Origin of the sequence: Pseudofrankia sp. DC12 (genome assembly GCF_000966285.1) — a bacterium.
Lineage (GTDB): Bacteria > Actinomycetota > Actinomycetes > Frankiales > Frankiaceae > Pseudofrankia.
Genome location: NZ_KQ031391.1, coordinates 2,265,032 through 2,284,547, shown reverse-complemented (window position 1 = coordinate 2,284,547; position 19,516 = coordinate 2,265,032). Strand labels below are relative to the sequence as shown.

Annotated in this window: 18 protein-coding genes; 10 read left to right on the top strand and 8 right to left on the bottom strand. The window is 70.8% G+C overall.

The window, feature by feature from the left end; genetic code table 11:
- Positions 1-206: 206 nt before the first annotated feature.
- The 4 genes from ppk2 (at position 207) to FRADC12_RS09220 (ending at position 3,115) form a co-directional block, all read left to right on the top strand.
- A complete protein-coding gene (ppk2, locus tag FRADC12_RS09235) occupies positions 207-1,049 on the top strand; it encodes a polyphosphate kinase 2 (protein WP_045876358.1) in 843 nt (280 codons plus the stop codon).
- 86 nt (positions 1,050-1,135) lie between these two features.
- Positions 1,136-1,789, top strand: coding sequence for an adenylate kinase family protein (locus FRADC12_RS09230; RefSeq protein ID WP_045876357.1), 654 nt, complete (start codon positions 1,136-1,138; stop codon positions 1,787-1,789).
- Positions 1,790-1,969: 180 nt separating this feature from the next.
- Positions 1,970-2,518, top strand: coding sequence for an NUDIX domain-containing protein (locus FRADC12_RS09225; RefSeq protein ID WP_232303690.1), 549 nt, complete (start codon positions 1,970-1,972; stop codon positions 2,516-2,518).
- Positions 2,519-2,566: 48 nt separating this feature from the next.
- Positions 2,567-3,115, top strand: a complete 549-nt coding sequence (locus FRADC12_RS09220; protein WP_052710776.1) for an SRPBCC family protein — start codon at positions 2,567-2,569, stop codon at positions 3,113-3,115.
- Between the two features lie 257 nt (positions 3,116-3,372).
- Here FRADC12_RS09220 and FRADC12_RS32970 read toward each other — a convergent pair whose 3' ends face one another.
- Positions 3,373-3,660 carry a hypothetical protein gene (locus FRADC12_RS32970; protein WP_232303689.1) on the bottom strand — a complete coding sequence of 96 codons (288 nt, stop codon included), beginning with the start codon at positions 3,658-3,660 and terminating at the stop codon, positions 3,373-3,375.
- A 97-nt stretch (positions 3,661-3,757) separates the two neighbouring features.
- On the opposite strand from FRADC12_RS32970, the gene FRADC12_RS32965 reads away from it, so the two are divergent.
- Entirely contained in the window at positions 3,758-4,375 is a 618-nt protein-coding gene (locus FRADC12_RS32965) for a serine hydrolase (protein ID WP_232303688.1), read from the top strand.
- A gap of 134 nt (positions 4,376-4,509) precedes the next feature.
- The gene (locus tag FRADC12_RS09210; RefSeq protein ID WP_045876354.1) at positions 4,510-6,057 is read left to right on the top strand and encodes a family 16 glycosylhydrolase; all 1,548 of its coding nucleotides are present in this window, start codon (positions 4,510-4,512) and stop codon (positions 6,055-6,057) included.
- 44 nt (positions 6,058-6,101) lie between these two features.
- Here the strand turns inward: FRADC12_RS09210 and sthA are convergent, their stop codons facing one another.
- Positions 6,102-7,511: a Si-specific NAD(P)(+) transhydrogenase gene (sthA, locus tag FRADC12_RS09205; RefSeq protein WP_045876353.1), complete on the bottom strand. Its 1,410-nt coding sequence runs from the start codon at positions 7,509-7,511 to the stop codon at positions 6,102-6,104.
- A gap of 567 nt (positions 7,512-8,078) precedes the next feature.
- Between sthA and FRADC12_RS09200 the strand changes: the two genes are divergently transcribed.
- Positions 8,079-8,873, top strand: a complete 795-nt coding sequence (locus FRADC12_RS09200) for a glycoside hydrolase family 16 protein (RefSeq protein WP_198152838.1) — start codon at positions 8,079-8,081, stop codon at positions 8,871-8,873.
- Positions 8,874-8,943: 70 nt separating this feature from the next.
- Here FRADC12_RS09200 and FRADC12_RS09195 read toward each other — a convergent pair whose 3' ends face one another.
- Positions 8,944-10,335, bottom strand: coding sequence for a class II fumarate hydratase (locus FRADC12_RS09195; protein WP_045876351.1), 1,392 nt, complete (start codon positions 10,333-10,335; stop codon positions 8,944-8,946).
- Between the two features lie 179 nt (positions 10,336-10,514).
- A complete protein-coding gene (locus FRADC12_RS09190; protein WP_045876350.1) occupies positions 10,515-11,480 on the bottom strand; it encodes a 4-hydroxy-3-methylbut-2-enyl diphosphate reductase in 966 nt (321 codons plus the stop codon).
- A 112-nt stretch (positions 11,481-11,592) separates the two neighbouring features.
- Between FRADC12_RS09190 and xseA the strand changes: the two genes are divergently transcribed.
- Both xseA and FRADC12_RS09180 read left to right on the top strand, forming a co-directional pair.
- A complete protein-coding gene (xseA, locus tag FRADC12_RS09185) occupies positions 11,593-12,879 on the top strand; it encodes an exodeoxyribonuclease VII large subunit (RefSeq protein ID WP_045876349.1) in 1,287 nt (428 codons plus the stop codon).
- A gap of 79 nt (positions 12,880-12,958) precedes the next feature.
- Entirely contained in the window at positions 12,959-13,192 is a 234-nt protein-coding gene (locus FRADC12_RS09180) for an exodeoxyribonuclease VII small subunit (RefSeq protein ID WP_045876348.1), read from the top strand.
- Positions 13,193-13,320: 128 nt separating this feature from the next.
- On the opposite strand, the gene FRADC12_RS09175 is transcribed toward FRADC12_RS09180, so the two are convergent.
- On the bottom strand, positions 13,321-13,899 hold the full coding sequence (locus FRADC12_RS09175; protein ID WP_084010536.1) for a DUF4245 domain-containing protein: 579 nt from the start codon (positions 13,897-13,899) through the stop codon (positions 13,321-13,323).
- Positions 13,900-14,373: 474 nt separating this feature from the next.
- Between FRADC12_RS09175 and glpX the strand changes: the two genes are divergently transcribed.
- The gene (gene glpX / locus FRADC12_RS09170) at positions 14,374-15,399 is read left to right on the top strand and encodes a class II fructose-bisphosphatase (RefSeq protein WP_198152836.1); all 1,026 of its coding nucleotides are present in this window, start codon (positions 14,374-14,376) and stop codon (positions 15,397-15,399) included.
- Positions 15,400-15,484: 85 nt separating this feature from the next.
- Here the strand turns inward: glpX and FRADC12_RS09165 are convergent, their stop codons facing one another.
- From FRADC12_RS09165 to FRADC12_RS09155, 3 genes are all read right to left on the bottom strand, one after another.
- Positions 15,485-16,309, bottom strand: a complete 825-nt coding sequence (locus FRADC12_RS09165) for a glycosyltransferase family 2 protein (protein WP_045876346.1) — start codon at positions 16,307-16,309, stop codon at positions 15,485-15,487.
- A 1,078-nt stretch (positions 16,310-17,387) separates the two neighbouring features.
- Positions 17,388-17,960, bottom strand: a complete 573-nt coding sequence (locus FRADC12_RS09160) for a DUF6542 domain-containing protein (protein ID WP_084010535.1) — start codon at positions 17,958-17,960, stop codon at positions 17,388-17,390.
- Between the two features lie 92 nt (positions 17,961-18,052).
- Positions 18,053-19,483, bottom strand: a complete 1,431-nt coding sequence (locus FRADC12_RS09155; protein ID WP_045876345.1) for a DNA recombination protein RmuC — start codon at positions 19,481-19,483, stop codon at positions 18,053-18,055.
- Between the last annotated feature and the right edge of the window lie 33 nt (positions 19,484-19,516).

Genomic DNA, 19,516 nt, shown 5'->3' with positions numbered 1-19,516 from the left:
CGCCGACCTGTTACCGGGTTGGTGTGCCGGTCGCCCTCCAGTGGCTGTCCACGGCTGTTCGTAGTCCCCGGGTTTCCCGCGCCGAGGCGGCCGCCGGCGCGGACGATGGGGGGACGCCGCCGCGACCGTGTGGTCCGGGCCGCCGAGGTGAGCCGCGGCCGGCGGGTGCGGGTGGCGAAGGCGGCTCGAGACACCGGGGAGCGGTATTGGGCGCGGACAAGGCGGAAAAGACCGGCGGCGACGAAGGCAGGGCGGCCGGGACGCCGGCCCGGCTGTCGAAGGCGGACGCCGAGGCGGAGCTCGCCCGGCTGCAGATCGAGCTGGTGCGGATGCAGGAGTGGATCGTGCATTCCGGTCAGCGCGTCGTGGTGGTCCTGGAAGGCCGGGACACCGCCGGCAAGGGCGGCACGATCAAGCGGATCACCGAGCGGCTGAACCCGCGGCACTACCGGGTCGTCGCGCTCACGACACCGACGGACCGGGAACGCGGCCAGTGGTACTTCCAGCGCTATGTCGCGCACCTTCCGGCCGCCGGCGAGATCGTGTTCTTCGACCGCAGCTGGTACAACCGCGCCGGCGTCGAGCACGTGATGGGCTTCTGCACGGCCGAGGAGTACGAGGACTTCCTGCGTACCTGCCCGCAGCTGGAGCGGGCCTGGGCCCGGTCCGGGATCCTGCTGCTGAAGTACTGGCTGTCGGTCAGCGATGAGGAACAGGACCGTCGTTTCCACGCCCGGCTGAAGGATCCCGCCAAGCGCTGGAAGCTCTCGGAGATGGATCTGGAGGCGCGCGCGCACTGGGTCGACTACGCCGAGGCGAAGGACGAGATGTTCGCCTACACCGACCTGCGCGAGGCGCCGTGGTTTGTCGTCGACGCCGACGACAAGCGGACCGCGCGGCTGAACCTCATCGCCCACCTGCTCTCCCAGGTGCCCTACGAGGAGGTCGAGCGCCCGCCGGTGGTGCTGCCACCGCGCCAGCAGCGGGCCTACAAGCGCCCGCCCATCGACAGCCAGACCTGGGTTCCCCGGCGCTACACCGTGGACTGAGCCGTACCTCGGGCGCTGCCGGCGCCCGCGCCGGCCCGACCGGCAGTTCCGTTGACCAGGCAAGTCCCGGACCAGGGGGTGCGGCGGTGCGCAAGTACGTGATCATGGGCGTTCAAGGCAGTGGCAAGGGAACGCAGGCGCGGCTGCTCGCGGCCGACCTGGATCTGGTCCACATCAACGTCGGCGACATCTTCCGCTGGAACGTGCAGAACCACACCAAGATCGGCGCTCAGGTGCGGCGCGCCGTCGACAGCGGGCACCTGGTCGACGACGAACTGGTGGAGCGGGTCGTGCGGGAACGGCTCACCAACCACGACTGGAACTACGGCTTCGTCGTCGACGGCTTTCCGCGCAATGCCCGGCAGGCCGAGTTCTTCCTGGAGAGCTACGACATCGACGGCGTCATCTATCTCGACCTGACCGACGAGGAGGTGGTGCGCCGCGTGCTGGCCCGGCGGCTGTGCTCCCGGTGCGGGCTGGACTACAACCTGATCGCGAGCCGGCCGAAGGTGCCCGACGTCTGCGATGTGTGCGGCGGCGCGCTGGTGGCCCGGCCCGATGACAACCCGGAGGCGCTCGCCGTTCGGCTGCGGGAGTACCACGGCAAGACGCGGCCGGTACTGGAGATCTTCCAGCGCAAGGAGTACGTGGCCGTCGTCGACGCGAGCCAGCCGGTGCCCGCGGTGAACGCCGAGATCCGGGAAAGGCTGCGGCTTCCCCCGGCCGGTGCCGCACATTGAAGTCGCCGAATGATTGGGCGATTTATTGTGCGTCAAGGGGTCTTTAGGCTCAGATATAAGGGCTTAGTCCCTCGTGGTTGGGTTGACGATGCGTAGGGCTAACGCATTTGAACCGTAAAGTTTGCCCACAGTGTCTGGCGAACGGTGTGGATCGGGCCGACGGACGGTAGCTTCCCTCTCGTGTCGGTCACGAACAACGCAGTGGTCAGCGCCGCGCTCGGCTATGTCGAAGCCAACCCGGCCGAGCTCGAAGCGGTCCGCGATCTCGTAGTCCTGTCCCTGCTCGGACCTCATGTCACTCTCCCTGACACGCTCCCGGCGCACCTCGCGTGTCGCGCGGTCGTGGTCACCCCCGACTGGCACCTGCTGCAGGTGGCCGAACCGGTGCGGTCGGGCTGGCAGCTCCCCGGCGGCCATGTCGGAGAAGAGGACTCCTCGCTGCTCGGGTCGACCCTCCGCCAGCTGCGGCGCCGTACCGGGATAGACCCGGACACACTGCGGCCGGAGTCGACGCTGCCGCTCGACGTCGACGCCGTACCCATCGCGCCGGCACCGTCGCTCGCCGAGCCGGAGCACGTCCACTACGAATTCCGCTACCTGCTCCACCTGCCCAGCCGCGAGCTCACCCGTGCCGACGCGGGGCTGCGCTGGGTCCCGGCGGACGACGTTCCTGGAAGACTGGGAACCAAGCTCCGGCGCAGCTCACGGATGGCGCCCGCGCTGCGATAGCCGCGGGCGCACCGGAGTTCGCCCGGCCGAGGCGGGGAGGTCCAGACGATGGCGCATGACGGCACGGCAGGAGGCGATACGGCAGGTGGAGGCGCGGCCGGCGGGGGCAGGCCCGGCGGCCGGGCCGAGTCGTTCGACCTGGTCGTCGAGTCGTCGGCTCCGGCGAGCGCCGTGTTCGCGCTGCTGGCCGACGGCGCTGGCTGGGCGTCCTGGGCCGGGCCGCTGGTGCCACGATCGCGCTGGTACCGCACTGGGAAATCGGCGCCCGGTGGCGTCGGGGCGATCCGCGAGCTTGGGCTGCGTCCCATCCTGAGCCGTGAGGAGATCCTGGAGTACGTGCCGCCGCGGCGGATCGTGTACACGATCGTCTCGGGCATCCCGGTCGACGGCTACCGGGGGACGGTCGACCTCGACCCGCTGCCCGGCGGCGGCACCCGGATCACCTGGCGGGCGAACTTCGTCCCCACCTACCCGGGTACCGGCCCGGCGCTGCGGCTACTGGGCGTGACGATCGTCCGCTCGATCGCTCGCCACCTTGCCCGGGCCGCGGTGACCCACGCGCCGGCGCCCGCCTCGGGACCGGGCACCGAGGGCTGACCTCGCCGCGAGCGCGCCCGGCTGGCCCGAACCTGGCCGGACGATCAAATGGTTCTGTTAAGAATCAGTATTGGGCGTGTCATGCTTTCATTCCGTTACGGCTGGGTTTACGGGCATTGAAACCGCGCTGTGACCAATGACTGCCACGTAACGTGACAAATATTTTTGGAAACCGTAACACCGTGCAAACATCAATAGAGGCACAACGGCCATACAAACGGGGGCATGGCGCTTTCGCATGGCCGCTCGGGCTGTTCTCACCGCATCCGTAGACCGCGGCGTAGCCGCGCCCGGCAGATCGTTCTGACGATCGGTACCGGGATCACCTTCACCGGGGTAGGCCTCGCCTCCAGCGCTACCGCAGCCTCGGCCGGGCCCAGCTCGGCCCCGACTGTGGCCGTGCCCTCGATCAGCGCGCTCATCGCCGCTCCGGCGTCGTCCGCGTCCCTCCCCACGCCGGTGCTGACCACGGTCGCCCCGACCGCGACGAGCCAGCCCACCAGCGCGGCTCCGAGGGCCGCCGCCACGGCGGCCGCGACGTTCACTACCGCCCTGACCGCGCAATGGCGGTCCTACCTCGCCGGCCGACCGGGCTCAATCAGTGTTGCCCTCTATGACAAGAACACCGATCGGACGGTGTACGTGACGCAGAATCGCCGGACTGGCTGGGAGACGGCCAGCACCGTGAAGCTCGACATTCTCACCGACCTTCTCTCGAAGACCGGCGAGGGCGGGAAGCTGCCCGCGCCGCAGCTGGCGCGAGCCAAGCCCATGATTTCCGTGAGCGACAACACCGCGGCCAGCACGCTGTGGCGGACCGCCGGCGGAACGGCCGGGATGAACGCCTTCTACGGCCGCCTGGGAATGACCTCGACCACCGCGGGATCCGGCGGCTACTGGGGCCTGACCGAGACGACCGCCCTCGACCAGCTCAAGGTGCTGCGCGCCGTCTCCTACCCGGGCCCGTACCTCTCGGCGAACGCCAGGGCCACGGCGACCAGCCTGCTGAACACGGTGATCCCTGCGCAGCGCTGGGGCCTGACCGCGGGCGTCCCAGCCGGCGTCTCGGTCCAGCTCAAGAACGGCTGGCTCCCGCACGGCCCTGGCTGGGTGGTCAACAGCCTTGCCCACGTCCACGGTGCCGGCAAGGACTACGTCATGGCCGTCTACACGCGCGACAGCGCCACGGAGCAGACGGGAATCAACACCATCGCCGGCCTCTCCCGGATCGCCTGGTCCACCGTGCCGGCCGGCAGCTGACCTGGCGAGAACTCTCACCTATCGTCAATATCTCGACGCGCAGAGTCGCGTGGCACAGGGCCTAACCAGCGCCACAAGGAACTGCGTGGCATTGTGTGATCCCGGATCTCGGCAGGTGAGGCTGGGGAGGGCACATGATCGGCGTCCCGGAGGGGTCGTCGCTGGACGTCGCCGGGGATATCGATGTACCTGAGACCCCGGCAGACGCCCGGCCCAGCCCGGCCCGGCACCGCTCGGCCCGGCTGCGGCGGAAGCGGTTGCGGCCAACCCACCTGGCTGCCGCCGGGATGTTCGCCCTGCTCGTGACCGCGACTCTGGTAGGAGCGAGCTTCACGGGCTCGGGGAAGACGACGCAGGAGCCGGCCGCCGCCGCGGTCACCCCGCGTGGGCCCGCCGCGCCGCCCACTCAGATCGCCGGGGACGCGGTGCTCAACTGCTCGCTGATCACGAGCCTCTCCGGCTGGCGGGCGTCCTCGGACACCGGGCACGTCGAGCTGACGAGGGTGGCCACACCGCCTACGCCGGTGGGTGAGACGACCGCCGCGGACGTCGTGGCGTCCAGCCCCACCGGGAAATGGGCGATGGTCCTGATCTCGCTGCGCCAGCCCGGGGACTATTTCCAGGTCGGCAGTACCTACCGGATGCAGCTGTGGGTCCGCGACGTGACCGCGTCGGGTGCGAACCTGATCCTCGTGCTCGCCAACCAGAACTATCGCGCCCAGCCGAGCACGGCGAGCATGGGCAGCGCGCACAAGGACACCGAGTGGCATCTGGTCTCCAGAACGTTCGTCGCGACCGCCCCCGGCGGCGACGACACGGCTCTGTACGTGCAGCTGCCCGCTGACCAGGCCTTCCACTACCAGCTGACGGGCGCAAGTGTGAGCCCGGTCGTCGTTCCCGGGGTGCCTCATGTCGACGGCCCGCCGGCCCAGGTGGTCTCCTTCGACGGACCGGCTGGCAGCCCGCCGAACCCGGCGCAGTGGAACCGGGAGGTCGGCGGGAACGGCTGGGGGAACGGCGAGCTGGAGACCTACACGAGAAGCGTCTCCAACGCCCAGCTGGACGGCTCCGGGCATCTTGTGATCACCGCCCGGCGCGAGACGAAGACGGGTCCGGACGGTATTCGCCGGGACTACACGAGCGCCCGGATCAACACCCTCGGCAAGGTCGTCGTCCAGCCCGGGTCCTATGTGGAGTCGACGATCGACGTGCCGGTGGGCGGCGGTGTCTGGTCGGCCTTCTGGCTCATCGGGAGCAATTTTCCGCAGGTCGGCTGGCCGGCGTCCGGTGAGCTGAACGTGATGGAGGTGGCGGGCGCCGACACGACCTGGGTGCACACGGCCGCCCACATGGCCGAGATCGGAAACCCGCGGGCGCTGGCCGAGTTCGGGTGGGGCGACGCCGGTGGCTCCACCGATCTCGGCCCGGACCTTCGCGCTCGCACGCATTCGTACGGCGTGTATTTCGACGGCCAGACCGTCCGGTTCTACATCGACCGCAAGGAGCACATGGCGGTCTGGGCGCAGGACGCGACCGCCGCCGGCTGGGACTGGCCCTTCGGCAAGCCCGAGAGCCTCGTCCTGAACATCGCCGTCGGCGCCGGTGACCCGGCCAACACGACCTTCCCGCAGACCATGACCGTCGGCCCGATCTCGGTCTGGCAGGGCGGCACGCCGTTCTAGGCCAGCGTACCGCCGCCGCGGCGGCGGATCCGGCCGGCGCGGGATCAGCCGCTGAAGCGTGCCACCGCCCGCATCTTGTTCATGGCGTCGAGGGCCGCGACCTTGTAGGACTCGGACAACGTGGGGTAGTTGAAGACGCTGTCGACCAGATAGTCGATGGTGCCGCCACAGCCCATCAGGGTCTGGCCGATGTGCACGATCTCCGTGGCGCCGGTGCCGAAGACGTGGACCCCGAGCAGCTTGCGGTCGTCAGGGCTGACCAGCAGCTTGAGCATGCCGTACGAGTCGCCGACGATCTGGCCGCGGGCGAGCTCCCGGTACCGCGCGATGCCGACCTCGAACGGCACGGAGCTCTCGGTCAGCTCGTCCTCGGTCTTCCCGACGTAGGAGATCTCCGGAATGGTGTAGATCCCGATCGGCATCAGTTCGGCGCGCATCGCGTGCACCTCCTCGCCACAAGCCGAGTAGGCGGCGAGCCGGCCCTGCTCCATCGACGTCGCGGCGAGCGCCGGGAAACCGATGACGTCGCCGACGGCGTAGATGTGGTCGACCTCGGTACGGAAGTCCGAACCCACCTTGATACGGCCGCGGTTGTCGGCCGCCAGGCCGGCCTTGTCGAGACCGAGACTGTCGGTGAGGCCCTGCCGGCCGGCGGAGTACATCACGGTGTCGGCCGGGATCTTCTTGCCGCTTTCGAGCAGGGTGAGCGTTCCGCCGTTGTGCCGTTCCACCGAGACGACCGACTCGCGGAACCGGAATGTGACGGCGAGGTCGCGCAGGTGGTATTTCAGCGCCTCGACGATCTCCAGGTCGCAGAAGTCGAGCATCCGGTCGCGGCGTTCGACGACCGTCACCTTCGTCCCGAGTGCCGCGAACATCGACGCGTACTCGATGCCGATGACGCCGGCACCGACGACGACCATCGAACGGGGCAACTTGTCGAGGTTGAGGATCTGGTCGCTGTCGACGACGGTCCGCCCGTCGAAGTCGACCGTCTCCGGCCGCGCCGGCCGGGTCCCGGTCGCGATGATGACCTTTTCCGCGGTGACGTGGCGACCGTCGAGGCCGGCGGCGCTGGTGATGGAGACGGTGTGCGGGTCGGCGAACGCCGCCGTGCCGGTGAGGATCGAGACGTGGTTACGGCTCAGCTGGCTGCGGATGACGTCGATCTCGCGGCTGATCACGTGCTGCGTGCGGGTGGTCAGGTCTCCGACGGTGATGTCGTCCTTGACCCGGTAGCTCTGCCCGTACATCTCCCGCTGCGACAGCCCGGTGAGATACAGGACCGCCTCACGCAGCGTCTTCGAGGGAATCGTGCCGGTGTTGATGCAGACGCCGCCGATCATGTCGCGGCGGTCCACGATCGCGACCCGGCGCCCGAGCTTGGCGGCGGCGATCGCCGCCTTCTGGCCGCCCGGCCCGGACCCGATGACCAGCACGTCGTAGTCGTACACGCGGGCTCCCCCTGTTGCTGAACACCAGGTTGCTGTGCGCCAGGTCGTCGTGCGCCAGCGACCCGCTCCCGGGTCAATCGATCGCAGATCTGCAAACAGAGGGTATCTGGATGGACAAGGGGCAAAGTGCCCACCGCCACTATTGTTACCGCCTCTTTCCGCGACGGTTCCAACGGCGACACCTGTCGACCGGCCGCCGCCCGGACCGGTGGCCGGGGCGAAACGGACTGCCCGTAGGCGACCGTCAGGCCCGATCTTCTGCGCGCCGCCGGAGGAATGCCCCATCGGGGTACAGGAGACCGCAAACGGTACAGTGATCGCATGACGCCAGTGTGTGCTCGCGGTGACGTGGCGAGGGTTACGCGCCGGCGTCGCGCGACGGTTCTCACGACCGCCGCGGTCTGCGCCGGCTTCCTTCTCGGCTGCTCCCAGGCACCCCAGGCCCTTGGTGGTGACCGCGGAACAGCCACGCCCGCGCCGGTCCAGAGCTCTTCCGCCACCGGCGTCCCGGCCGCCTCGGCGGTCCCGTCCTCCGCCGCGCCGGTGGCTCCGGCGAGCAGCCAGCCCGTGGCCAGGGTGACACCGTCACCGCTCGCGTTGGCGGCCGCCCCGGCGCCGGCGAGCCGCGCTCCCGCTCCGGCGAGCAGGCCCGCGGTGGCCGCGCCGGCGGCGGGGAGCGCGGCCGGCTGGGGCAGCCCGGCGCAGGTCGAGACCTTCGACGGCACGGCGCTCACCGCGTCGCACTGGTACATCTACGACTCGCCGGACGCGCGTGCCTACCCCCGGGAGGCCAGCAGGAGCGTCGTCTCGGGCGGCCAGCTGCGGCTCACCGGCGGCCTTGACTCCTCCGGCCGGGATGTGTCCGGCGGTGTGGCATCGACCTTCAACCAGCTCTTCGGCCGCTGGGAGGCGACCTTCCGGGTCGACCGGGGGAACGGCTACTCGGCCGTCGTCCTGCTCTGGCCGCGCAGCGAGAAATGGCCGACCGACGGTGAGGTCGACGCCATCGAGGTGTGGGACGGCAGCCGGCAGTCCGGCGGGGTGAACATCCACAACGGGTCCGCGAACAACGTCGTCGGTAGCGGGATCTCGGCGGACTTCACCCAGTGGCACACCATCGCCGTCGAATGGCTGCCGCAGCGGATCACTGTGCTTCTCGACGGCATGCCGCGCTACACGGTGAACCGGCCGGCTTCCGGCTTCGACCCGATCCCGTCCACCTCGCCGATGCACCTGGCGCTGCAGCTCGACAAGGGCTGTGTGGCCACGCTGCCCTGCCGGGACGCCTCCACCCCGCAGTGGGTGACGATGTACGTCGACCAGGTACGGATCTGGACGGCCCCGCCCGCCATGCTGGGCTGAGCCACCGGCCCCCGCGTGCCGGTGGCCGACCAGGATCGGCCACCGGCACGCCCAGCCGTGGCGGGGTCGCCTACGGGTGGGTCATCGACAGGACGTCCAGCGCGGCGTCGAGCTGCTCGACCGTGAGCTTGCCGTCCTCGACGTAACCGCGCTCCAGCACGACCTCGCGAATTGTCTTCTCCTGCGCGAGGGACAGCTTGGCGACCTTCGCCGCCTCCTCGTAGCCGATGTACTTGTTCAGCGGCGTGACGATCGACGGCGAGGACTCGGCGTACCGGCGGCACCGCTCGACGTCGGCCTCGACGCCGTCGATGCAGCGGTCCGCGAACAGCCGGCTGATCGTCGACAGGATGTGGATCGACTCCAGCAGGTTGCGGGCGATCACCGGCAGCATCACGTTCAGCTCGAAGTTGCCGGCCGAGCCGCCGAACGCGACGGCGGCGTCGTTGCCGACGACCTGGGCGACCACCTGGCAGACCGCCTCGGGAATGACCGGGTTCACCTTGCCCGGCATGATCGAGGAACCTGGCTGCAGGTCCGGTAGGTGGATCTCGCCGAGCCCGGCGCGCGGGCCGGACGAGGCCCAGCGCAGGTCGTTGGAGATCTTGTACAGCGAAATCGCGATCACCCGCAGCACGCCGGACGCCTCGACGAGCCCGTCCCGGGACGCCTGGGCCTCGAAGTGGTTGCGCGCCTCGGTCAGTGGCAGGCCGGTGCTGGCCGCGAGCTCCGAGATCACGGTCGCGGAGAAGCCGGGCGGGGTGTTGATCCCGGTGCCGACGGCGGTGCCGCCCAGCGGAAGCTCGCCGATCCGGGGGAGTGCCGCGTTCAGCCGCTCGATCCCGAGCGCCACGGCCGCGGCGTAGCCACCGAACTCCTGGCCGAGCGTCACCGGGGTCGCGTCCATCAGATGGGTACGGCCGGACTTGACCACGTCGGCGAACTGCTCGCTCTTACGCGACAGCGACGCGGCCAGGTGCTCCAGCGCCGGGATCAGCTCGGTGACGATGCCCTGCGTCGCGGCGATGTGGATCGACGACGGGAACACGTCGTTCGACGACTGCGAGCAGTTCACGTGGTCGTTCGGGTGCACCGGCCGGCCGAGCCGCTCCGTCGCCAGCGTCGCGATGACCTCGTTGGTGTTCATGTTCGACGACGTCCCGCTGCCCGTCTGGAACACGTCCAGCGGGAACTGGTCGTCCCAGTCGCCCCGGGCGACCTCGGCGGCGGCGGACGCGATCGCCTCGGCGATCTCACCGTCCAGCACCCCGAGCTTGGCGTTCACGGTCGCGGCCGCGGCCTTGATCCGAGCGAGGGCCTGGATGTGCGCGCGGGAGATCCGCATCCCGGAGACCGGGAAGTTCTCGACCGCGCGCTGGGTCTGCGCCCGCCACTTCGCGCTGGCCGGGACCCGGACGTCCCCCATGCTGTCGTGCTCGATCCGGTACTCCTGCTCGGTCATGTCCCGCTACTCCTCGTCCTGGACCGGCGCGTCGTCCTGAAGATGCTGCCACCGGTCATCTTCGATCACGCGGCTGCCGGCGCGCACGGGCTCCCGAACCGGCTCGCCCGGTGCCGCGCCGACGACAAAGGCCGCGCACCAGGCGCGGCCCTTGTATGTTGCGGTGTCTTGCGCTCGGTTCAGCTGGTGGCGGCGCTTTCCTTCATGCGGCGCATGTCACGGCGCAGCTCCGGCGGAAGCGCGAAGAGCAGGTGCTCCTCGGTGGAGGTGACCTCCTCCACGTCGTTGAAGCCGCGTTCCGCGAGCCACGACATCAGCTCGGTGACCAGCTCCTCCGGCACGGAGGCGCCGCTGGTGACGCCCACGGTCTCGACGCCCTGGAGCCACTCGGCGTTGACCTGCTCGCAGTTGTCGACCAGATAGGCCGCCGGCGCGCCGGCGTCGAGGGCGACCTCGACGAGGCGGACGGAGTTCGACGAGTTCGGCGAGCCGACGACCAGGATCAGGTCGACCGCGTTCGCGATCTCCTTCACGGCCACCTGGCGGTTCTGGGTCGCGTAGCAGATGTCCGAGTTCGGCGGCCCGGTCAGATGCGGGAACCGCTCGCGCAGCGCATCTACCGTCGTCATCGTCTCGTCGACGGACAGCGTCGTCTGCGAGAGGTAGGCGACCCGCTTCGGGTCACGCACCTTCACGTCCGCCGCGTCCTCCGGGCCGTCCACCAGGTGGATGCGGTCCGGCGCCTGCCCGGTGGTCCCGACGACCTCTTCATGGCCCTCATGGCCGATGAGCAGGATGTCGTAGTCCTCGCGGGCGAACCGGCGCGCTTCGGAGTGCACCTTGGTCACCAGCGGGCAGGTGGCATCGATCGTCCGCAGCTTCCGCTCGGACGCCTCCTCGTGCACGGTGGGTGCTACCCCGTGCGCGGAGAACACGACGGTGGCACCGTGCGGCACCTCTTCCGTCTCCTCGACGAAGATCGCGCCCTTCGCTTCCAACGTCTTGACGACGTGGGCGTTGTGCACGATCTGCTTACGCACGTATACCGGAACGCCATACAGCTCCAGTGCCTTCTCCACGGTCTGAACCGCTCGATCGACACCGGCGCAGTAGCCGCGCGGCTTGGCCAAAAGGACCCGCCCCATGTCTCGGCAGTCTACGCGGCACCGGCCCGGCGGGAAGACCGGCCGCCGGTGCGTCACGCGTTGACGCGATCCGTCCCACACAGCGTTGAGCCCGACCGCCTAACGTGCAGGGGTGACCATGACCTCGACGCCTGAACAGCCGCTGCCGGTGCGGACGGTGTCGCGCGCGCTCGGGGACTGGATCAACCGGTTGGGTCGGATCTGGGTCGAAGGCCAGGTCACGGAGATCTCCCGGCGGCCGGGCATGAGCACCGCGTTCCTGACCCTGCGCGACCCGGTGGCGGATGTCTCACTGCGGCTCACCTGCGCCCGCACCGTGCTCGACGCCGTCGGGCCCGCGCTGACGGACGGCGCCCGGATCGTCGTCTGGGGCAAGCCGTCCTTCCACCCGGGGCGGGGCACCCTGGCGCTACAGGTCTTCGAGATCCGCCCGGTCGGGGTCGGCGCGCTGCTCGCCCGGTTGGAGGCGTTGCGTCAGCTGCTGGCCGCCGAGGGGCTGTTCGCCGCGTCACGCAAGCGCCGGCCGCCGTTCCTGCCGGGCGCGGTGGGCCTGATCACGGGCCGGGCCAGCGCCGCCGAGCGGGACGTGGTCGAGAACGCCCGCCGCCGCTGGCCGGCGGTCAGGATCGTCACCCGCGAGGTCGCGGTGCAGGGGCCGCTGGCGGCGGGCCAGGTCATCGACGCCCTGCGCGAGCTGGACACCGACCGCGAGGTCGAGGTCATCGTGATCGCGCGCGGGGGTGGCTCCCTGGAGGATCTGCTGCCGTTCTCCGACGAGGCGTTGCTGCGGGCGGTCGCCGCGGCCCGCACCCCGGTGGTGTCGGCGATCGGACACGAGCAGGACAGCCCACTGCTCGACTACGTGGCCGACGTCCGCGCCTCCACGCCGACCGACGCGGCCAAGAAGGTCGTGCCCGACGTCGGTGAGCAGGCCGCGCTGGTCGCGCAGCTGCGCGGGCGGGCCCGGCGCGTCGTCGAGCACCGGCTCGACCGCGAGAGCAGGGCCCTGGCCGACCTGCGCGGCCGGCCGGCGCTGGCCGCCCCGCTGCGCGGTCTCGACCGCCGCGGCGAGTCGGTGGAGGCCCTGGCCCGGCGCGCGTTCCGGTGCGTCACCCATGCTGTCGACGTCGCTGGGCGGGAGGTCGCGCACGCGGCCGCCCGGCTGCGGGCGCTCTCGCCGGCCGCGACGCTCGACCGCGGCTACGCCCTGGTCCAGGACGGGTCCAGCGGGGCGATCATCCGCGACCCGGCGGGCCTGACCGCCGACCAGACGCTGCACGTCCGCGTCGCGCGGGGCTTGTTCACCGCGACAGTGGCCGACCCGCTCCCGTCTCAGTCGCCGGCCGCGGCGCCCGCCGCCGTCGACGAGGCTCCGGTCGGGGTGGACTCCTCAGCCTGAGCGGACCCCCAGCCTGACCAGAACGCCCCCCGACCGCGTCCCGGCGTGACCGACCACCCCGAGCTCCAGGAGCCCCGCCATGACCGAGCCGACCGCCGCGCGGCCAGGCCCGCCCACCTACGAGGCCGCCCGCGCCGAACTGGAGGACGTGGTCCGCCGCCTCGAGGCCGGCGGGATCACCCTCGAGGACTCCCTCGCCCTCTGGGACCGCGGAGAGGTGCTGGCCCGCACCTGCCAGGACTTCCTCGACGGCGCCCGGGCCCGCATCGCCGCCGCCCAGTCGGACCCGGCCGCTGGGCCCGCCGGCGACTGACGCCCGCCTCGGGCGGGACGCTCGCGCCCTGAGGCACTGTCGTGGCGGTGCCCGGCTCCGGCGTCTGGCTCCGGTGCCCGGCTCCGGCGTCTGGCTCGGGGTGCCTGGGCGTTCTGTGGCGGGTCCGGTCAGGTCGCCGTGGCAGGGACCGGGCGCAGCGACGCGGCGAGGGCCTCCAGATCGGCCCGGTCGGCACCGCCGGGACCGGCTCCGTCGTCGACGATGATCGTGGCGGCTCCGGCGGCGCGGGTGAGGGCCAGGTGGCCGTCGTCGTCCGGGCGCAGCTCCCAGGCCTGGCCGCCGAGCGTCGTCGTGCCGGTCACCGGCCGGTTGCCGAGTTGCTGCTGCACGGCGTTCGGGTCGTTGGTGACCTCGTACCGGGCATAGGTCCGGTCGTTCTTGCGGTCGATCACGTAACCGATCGTGAGCATGGCCTGGTGTGCCTGGCCGGCGACCGAGCCGGGGACCTGCATCCGCACCGAGGTCGGCTTCCAGAGGCTCTGGCCGAGTCCGGTCGGCGCGAGCACCGGATAGGGCGCCTGCCGGGCGAACGACTGGACGGATGTCGTCGCGTCGGACACCACCTTGATCGGCTGGCCATTGCCTCTCGGCATCACGAAGAGGAAGAACACGAGCACACCCGCCATCACCACGGCAAGCGAGAGCACCATGTCCCGGACGGTCTCCTGACCACGCGCACGTGCCACACCCCCATCATCCAGGCCTCGTGACCGTCCGGCGGACCGGGGAGCGTGGCGCCCGACACCCACCGGACGCGGACGCAACCTTTCGGGGTCGGGCGGCGTCTGTAGCGAAGCAGGGGCGACCGTCATGCGGAGGGGGCGTGACGGTCGCCTCATGCTTCGGTCTTCGCGCCGGCCGTGTCGACGCGGTCCCGTGGCGCTGGGCCGGTGCCCCTCGGCCGGCCGCCCGGCCGCCCGGCCGATTGGCCAGATTCCTGGCCGAATCGCGCCGTTGGGTGCCGCGTCCTACCGGCGGGCTCCCGTCAGGGACGCGAGGTTCCGTTACAGGCACGAGGGTTCCCGCCAGGGGCCAGGGACACGACGGTTCGCGTCAAGGACACGACGGTTCGCGTCAAGGACACGACGGTTCGCGTCAAGGACATTGGGCGGCCGTCACAAGTGTGGGCCGAGAACGGACCGGACCACTACGCTTCTGCCGTGGCACATGAGAGCGCGGCCGTCCCCGAACCGCTTGCCGTCCAGGGCCAGGCGCCCGACCGCAACCTGGCGCTCGAGCTGGTCCGCGTCACCGAGGCCGCCGCGCTCGCGGCCGCCCGCTGGGTGGGCCGCGGCGACAAGAACGGGGCGGACGGTGCCGCCGTCGACGCGATGCGCCGGCTGGTCGGCACCGTGTCGATGCGCGGCGTCGTCGTCATCGGCGAGGGCGAGAAGGACGAAGCCCCGATGCTGTTCAACGGCGAGGAGGTCGGCTCCGGCGAAGGCCCGGAGTGCGACGTCGCCGTCGACCCGGTGGACGGCACCACACTGACGTCCAAGGGCATGAACAACGCCGTCTCGGTGATGGCCGTCAGCGAGCGCGGCACGATGTACGACGCGAGCGTCTGCTTCTACATGGACAAGCTCGTCACCGGCCCCGAGGCAGCCTCCGTCGTGGACATCACGGCCTCCGTCGAGGACAACGTCCGCGCGGTCGCGAAGGCCAAGGGCATCCACCCGCGCGACGTCACCGTCGTCGTGCTCGACCGTCCGCGCCATGCCGGCCTGGTCGACGAGATCCGGGCCACCGGCGCCCGCGTCAAGCTGATCTCCGACGGAGACGTCGCCGGCGCCGTCATGGCCGCCTCCGACGACACCGGTGTCGATCTGCTGCTCGGGGTCGGCGGCACCCCGGAGGGCATCATCACGGCCTGTGCCGTCACCTGCCTCGGGGGTGTCATCCAGGGCCGGCTGTGGCCCCGGGACGACGTCGAGCGGGCGAAGGTCATCGCCGCCGGCCTCGACGTCAACCGGGTGCTGTCCACCCGGGACCTCGTCAACAGCGACAACGTCTTCTTCGTCGCGACGGGCATCACCGACGGTGAGCTGCTCGCGGGCGTCCGCTACCGCCCCGGCGGCGCGAGCACATCCTCGCTGGTGATGCGCTCACGGAGCGGAACCATCCGCCGCGTCGACAGCCAGCACCAGCTCACCAAGCTGCAGGCCTACTCGACCGTCCCGTTCTAGGAGACGCTCCCGGGCACGCCGGCTTCGGCCGGCCTGCCGGGTCTCTCCCGCCGGCAGGCCGGATTCGCCTGCCGCGTGGCCGCGGTCAGGCCGGACGACGGTAGGACTCGGTGGCCGGCTGCTGCTCCTCGGCGGCGAGCCGGCGGCGCAGCTGAGCGCGCCCGTACGCGGCTTCCAGGAGCACCCCTCTGGGCAGCGGACGGAACGCCTCGACGAAAATAGTCCGTAGTACGCGCATGCCGTCCGAGAATGCATTGAGGTTGGTAACGCCCATCAACCGCGGGTGTTCGTAGCTGGGCACCTCGATGATGTTCAGCCCGCCGCGGGCCGCCCGGATGTTGATAAGGGTCTCGACCTCGAAGCCGTCACCCCACTGCGGTTCCCCGCCCTCCTCACCGGGGCGGAGGTCCAGCACGGGCAGGCAGTACGACCAGAACGCGTTGTAGCCGTAGCAGAGATCGGTGAACCGGTGCCGCAGCAGGAAGTTGACCAGGGCGCTCAGCCCGAGGTTGCCCCTGGACCGCAGCCGGGTGATGTCGCTGCTGCCGCCACCCTTGATGAACCTGGACCCCTTCGCGAAGTCGGCGCCGTCGACGAGGACCTGGACGAAGTCCTTGATCTCGGCCGGATCCGCCGAGCCGTCGGCGTCGAGCATCACGATGATGTCGCCGGTCGCGGCGGCGAACCCGGCCGCCAGCGCGTTGCCCTTGCCCTTCCTGGTCTGGTGCACGATGACGCAGTCCGGACGCAGGGCGCGCGCCACGTCCTCCGTGCCGTCGGTGGAGCGGCCGTCGACCAGGACGATCTCCGCATCGCGCGGCAGGATGCGGAAGATGTGTGGCACGTTTCGAGCCTCGTTCAGCGTCGGAATGACGATGCTGATCGCCGGCCCTTGGCCTGTCGCGGTCAAGTTTCCCCCTGGATTCGCGCGCGACGCCTCGTCGGGTGAGCCTCGGGCGTCCCCGCCCTGCGCCGGATGTCGGCATTCCACGGTCCAGCGTGTCCGGCGGCCTGACGAGCGCTTACGCCGCAAGTGTGCGTGGCAGTGCGACGTTGTCGTGGTCCCTGAACGAGGTGGCAGTTTACCGACGTTCTGGTGACAATTCTGGGCCCGAGACCGGCCCCCGCCCCCGGTGTTTCCCGTGCTCGCCATTTTTGTGGTGCCGTTCTGCGTACCAGGCCTGAGTTGCCAGGTCTGACCCCCATCGCGCAGTAACGGTAGCATCCGGGCGCTCTGGGTCCTCGGTCGCTATGAGGCGTGCGATACAGGCCTTGACCCGTCGGTGCCGGTTCATTCCGGAGCGCGGTCGGCCGGACGCGGGTCGCGACGGCGGCCGGGGCGGCTGGCCGTGGCCACGGGTGGAGACGGGCTCGTCGGCCCTGCTCTCAGCGGTCTCGGGCCAGCTGGCTGTGGTCCCCCCGAGGCGGGTCGGCCACCCCGGCGCAGTAGCCGCGCGGCGGGACGCGATGACAGCCGGGCTGCGTCTCGACCGGGGCCAGCCCGTCGACGGGAGCCGGCTCGCGCGGACCTTGGGGGGCCCGGCGCCGGGCTCGTCCGGCCCGCCGCGGCGATCAGTGCCGCTGACCTTTCCGATCGACGCCTCGGAGGCGGCTCTTCTGCCCCGCCGGATGCGTGGTTATGGGAAGTTTCGTCGGAAACGCGAGAATCGGGCGCACTCGCACAATCCGCAATCGGTGCCAGCCCGATAGTGCTGGTGTACCAGGAAAGCATGGCCACAGGTGCAGGTATGCAGCCAGGCGGCGAACGCGCCGCGCTTCCCGGACCACTTGCACATAACACGTTGATAACACGGCACGCGGTCGTGCATCGCCAGGATCGATCCCTGGCCCGGACGTGCCGGCCGCGTCAGTGTTCCGGCCGTGTGGTCAAGCGGCGTGCGCTTGATGAATTACCTCGTCGCGGTGCCGCCGGGCCAGCCGTTCCGGATCGGCCGGCGGTCTGGGCCAGCCGGCGGCCGGCACCCAGGTCAGCGCGGGGTGAAGTCGTCGCGGTCGCGGCGGCCCCGGCTGGCCAGGGCGCGAGCGCGTTCCCGCCGGGCAACCGTCGCCCGGCGGGCGCGGACGAGAGTGACGAGTACGACCAGAACCTCGGCGATCAACAGGCTCGGGGCGCGCAGGATCAGTTCGGAACCGATGTCGATGGCCTCGGACCGCAGCCCGCCGCCGCTCCCAGAGGCCGGATGCAGGATTCCGACCGCGATGGTGATCACCGCGTAGATCAACGGCGGCATGATCGCCACTCCGACCAGGTCGTCGACGTGGGTGCGCAGCGCACTGGCCACACAGGCCAGCACGAACAGGACGCCGAAGATCCAGCTGAGGCTGCCGAACACGGCGACGTCCGCGGCCGCGCCCACCGCACTGATGATCAGTACGGTCAGCGACGCACCGAAGGCGGTGAGCCCACGGCGGTTCTGGCTGATGACCGTCGTTGGCTGCAGGGTGGGACGCCGTCGGCCGACGGAGGCTCGGTCGACTGACCCACGCGGGCGCTCGGCGCGCCCGCGCGAGCCCGCGGGTTCCCGGTCGGGGAGGCTCACGGGGGCAACGTACCGCCCCAGCTTTAAGAAAACGTCAGAGCGATACGTCGCGGCCGTACCATCCGCCGATCTCGCTGGCGGTCCGTGTGACTTCAAGCACTCCGCGAAGCGCCGTCGACACCAACGGTGTTCGGGCCGGCCGCTGCCGCCGCGGTGGGAACCGACGATACGAGCTCCACCACGGTGGGCTCCGAGGCGCTGATGGCTCCCGGAGCGTCGGCCGAATCCGACCCGACGGCGGCCGGCGGCCGGGCATCGGTGTCGATCCGTAGCTCGGGAGCGGTGAGCGGGCGGACCCCGAGCTCGACTGGCCGTGGACCGGTGAGCTCGTCCTCGACGAACTCCATCGCGGCGAGCCGGCGTGCCTGCACCAGCACTCGGCTCTCCAGCGAGCCGACCGTCGCGTTGTAGCTCTCGACCGCCCGGCCGAGCGACGTGCCGAGCCGATCTACGTGTTCGCCGAGGGTCCCAAGGCGGCTGTAGAGCTCCTTGCCAAGGTCATAGACCTCTTTTGCCCGGGTGGTCAGCACGTCCTGCGTCCAGGCGTGGGCGACGGTGCGAAGCAGCGCGATCAGGGTGGTGGGGGTGGCGATCACCACGTTACGGCCGGCTGCGTATTCGAGCAGGCCCGTGTCGTGGTCGAGCGCGGGCGCGAGGAAGGCCTCGGCCGGGATGAAAAGGACCACGAACTCGGGCGAGTCGAGCCGGCGCCAGTAGGCCTTCGAGCTCAGCTGGTCGACATGGGTGCGCACGTGCCGGGCGTGCGCGGCGAGCCGCTCGGCGCGGACGGCCTCGTCGGCGGCCTCGGCCGCCTCCAGGAACGCGGCCAGCGGGACCTTCGAGTCGACGACGATGCTGCGCCCGCCGACCAGGTGGACGACCAGGTCCGGCCGCTGGGCCGCCTCGCCGCCGTCGCCGGTGATCGTCTGCTGCTCGGTGAAGTCGCAGCGGTTCAGCATGCCGGCGACCTCGACGACCCGGCGCAGCTGCAGCTCGCCCCAGGCGCCGCGGGCCTGTGGCTTGCGCAGCACCGTCACGAGCTGCGCCGTCTGTGTGCGCAGCCCGTCGGACGCCTCGCGCACCGAGCGGACCTGCTCGACGAGCGTCGCGTAGGCCTCGGTGCGTGCCGTCTCCAGCTCGCGCAGCCGGTCCTCCATCCTGGTCAGCGTCTCCCGCAGCGGCGCGACGAGGCTTTCGACGGCGGCGCGGCGCGCTTCCAGATCCCCGCTGGCGCGGGTGCCCGCCTCGTCGAACCGGGCCGCGGCGAGCTGCAGGAACTGCCGGCTCGCGCCTTCGAGCGCCCGCGCCGACAACGCCTCGAACGTCTCGGCGAGCCGCCGCTGGCTGTGCTCGACAAGCTCGGCCCGCTCCGTGGCCGAACGCCGCTCGTACTCCAGCGCGGTGCGCATCCCCGCCACATCCGCCACGGCCCGCTGCCGAGCCCCCTGCCGACCCACGACGTACCCACCCACCCCACCGACCGCGAGGCAGAGCAAGGCCAGCAGCACCCCGGTGGCGTCCATGCCCCCAGGCAATCACGCGCCACCGACAAAACT

What these genes read in the sequence shown, in the direction of transcription:
- FRADC12_RS09220 (WP_052710776.1), top strand. Translation starts at nt 2,567, where the DNA reads ATGGCGCATGACGGCACGGCAGGAGGCGATACGGCAGGTGGAGGCGCG.
- FRADC12_RS09190 (WP_045876350.1), bottom strand. Translation starts at nt 11,480, where the DNA reads ATGGGGCGGGTCCTTTTGGCCAAGCCGCGCGGCTACTGCGCCGGTGTC.
- FRADC12_RS09155 (WP_045876345.1), bottom strand. Translation starts at nt 19,483, where the DNA reads ATGGACGCCACCGGGGTGCTGCTGGCCTTGCTCTGCCTCGCGGTCGGT.
- FRADC12_RS09180 (WP_045876348.1), top strand. Translation starts at nt 12,959, where the DNA reads ATGACCGAGCCGACCGCCGCGCGGCCAGGCCCGCCCACCTACGAGGCC.
- FRADC12_RS09210 (WP_045876354.1), top strand. Translation starts at nt 4,510, where the DNA reads ATGATCGGCGTCCCGGAGGGGTCGTCGCTGGACGTCGCCGGGGATATC.
- FRADC12_RS09195 (WP_045876351.1), bottom strand. Translation starts at nt 10,335, where the DNA reads ATGACCGAGCAGGAGTACCGGATCGAGCACGACAGCATGGGGGACGTC.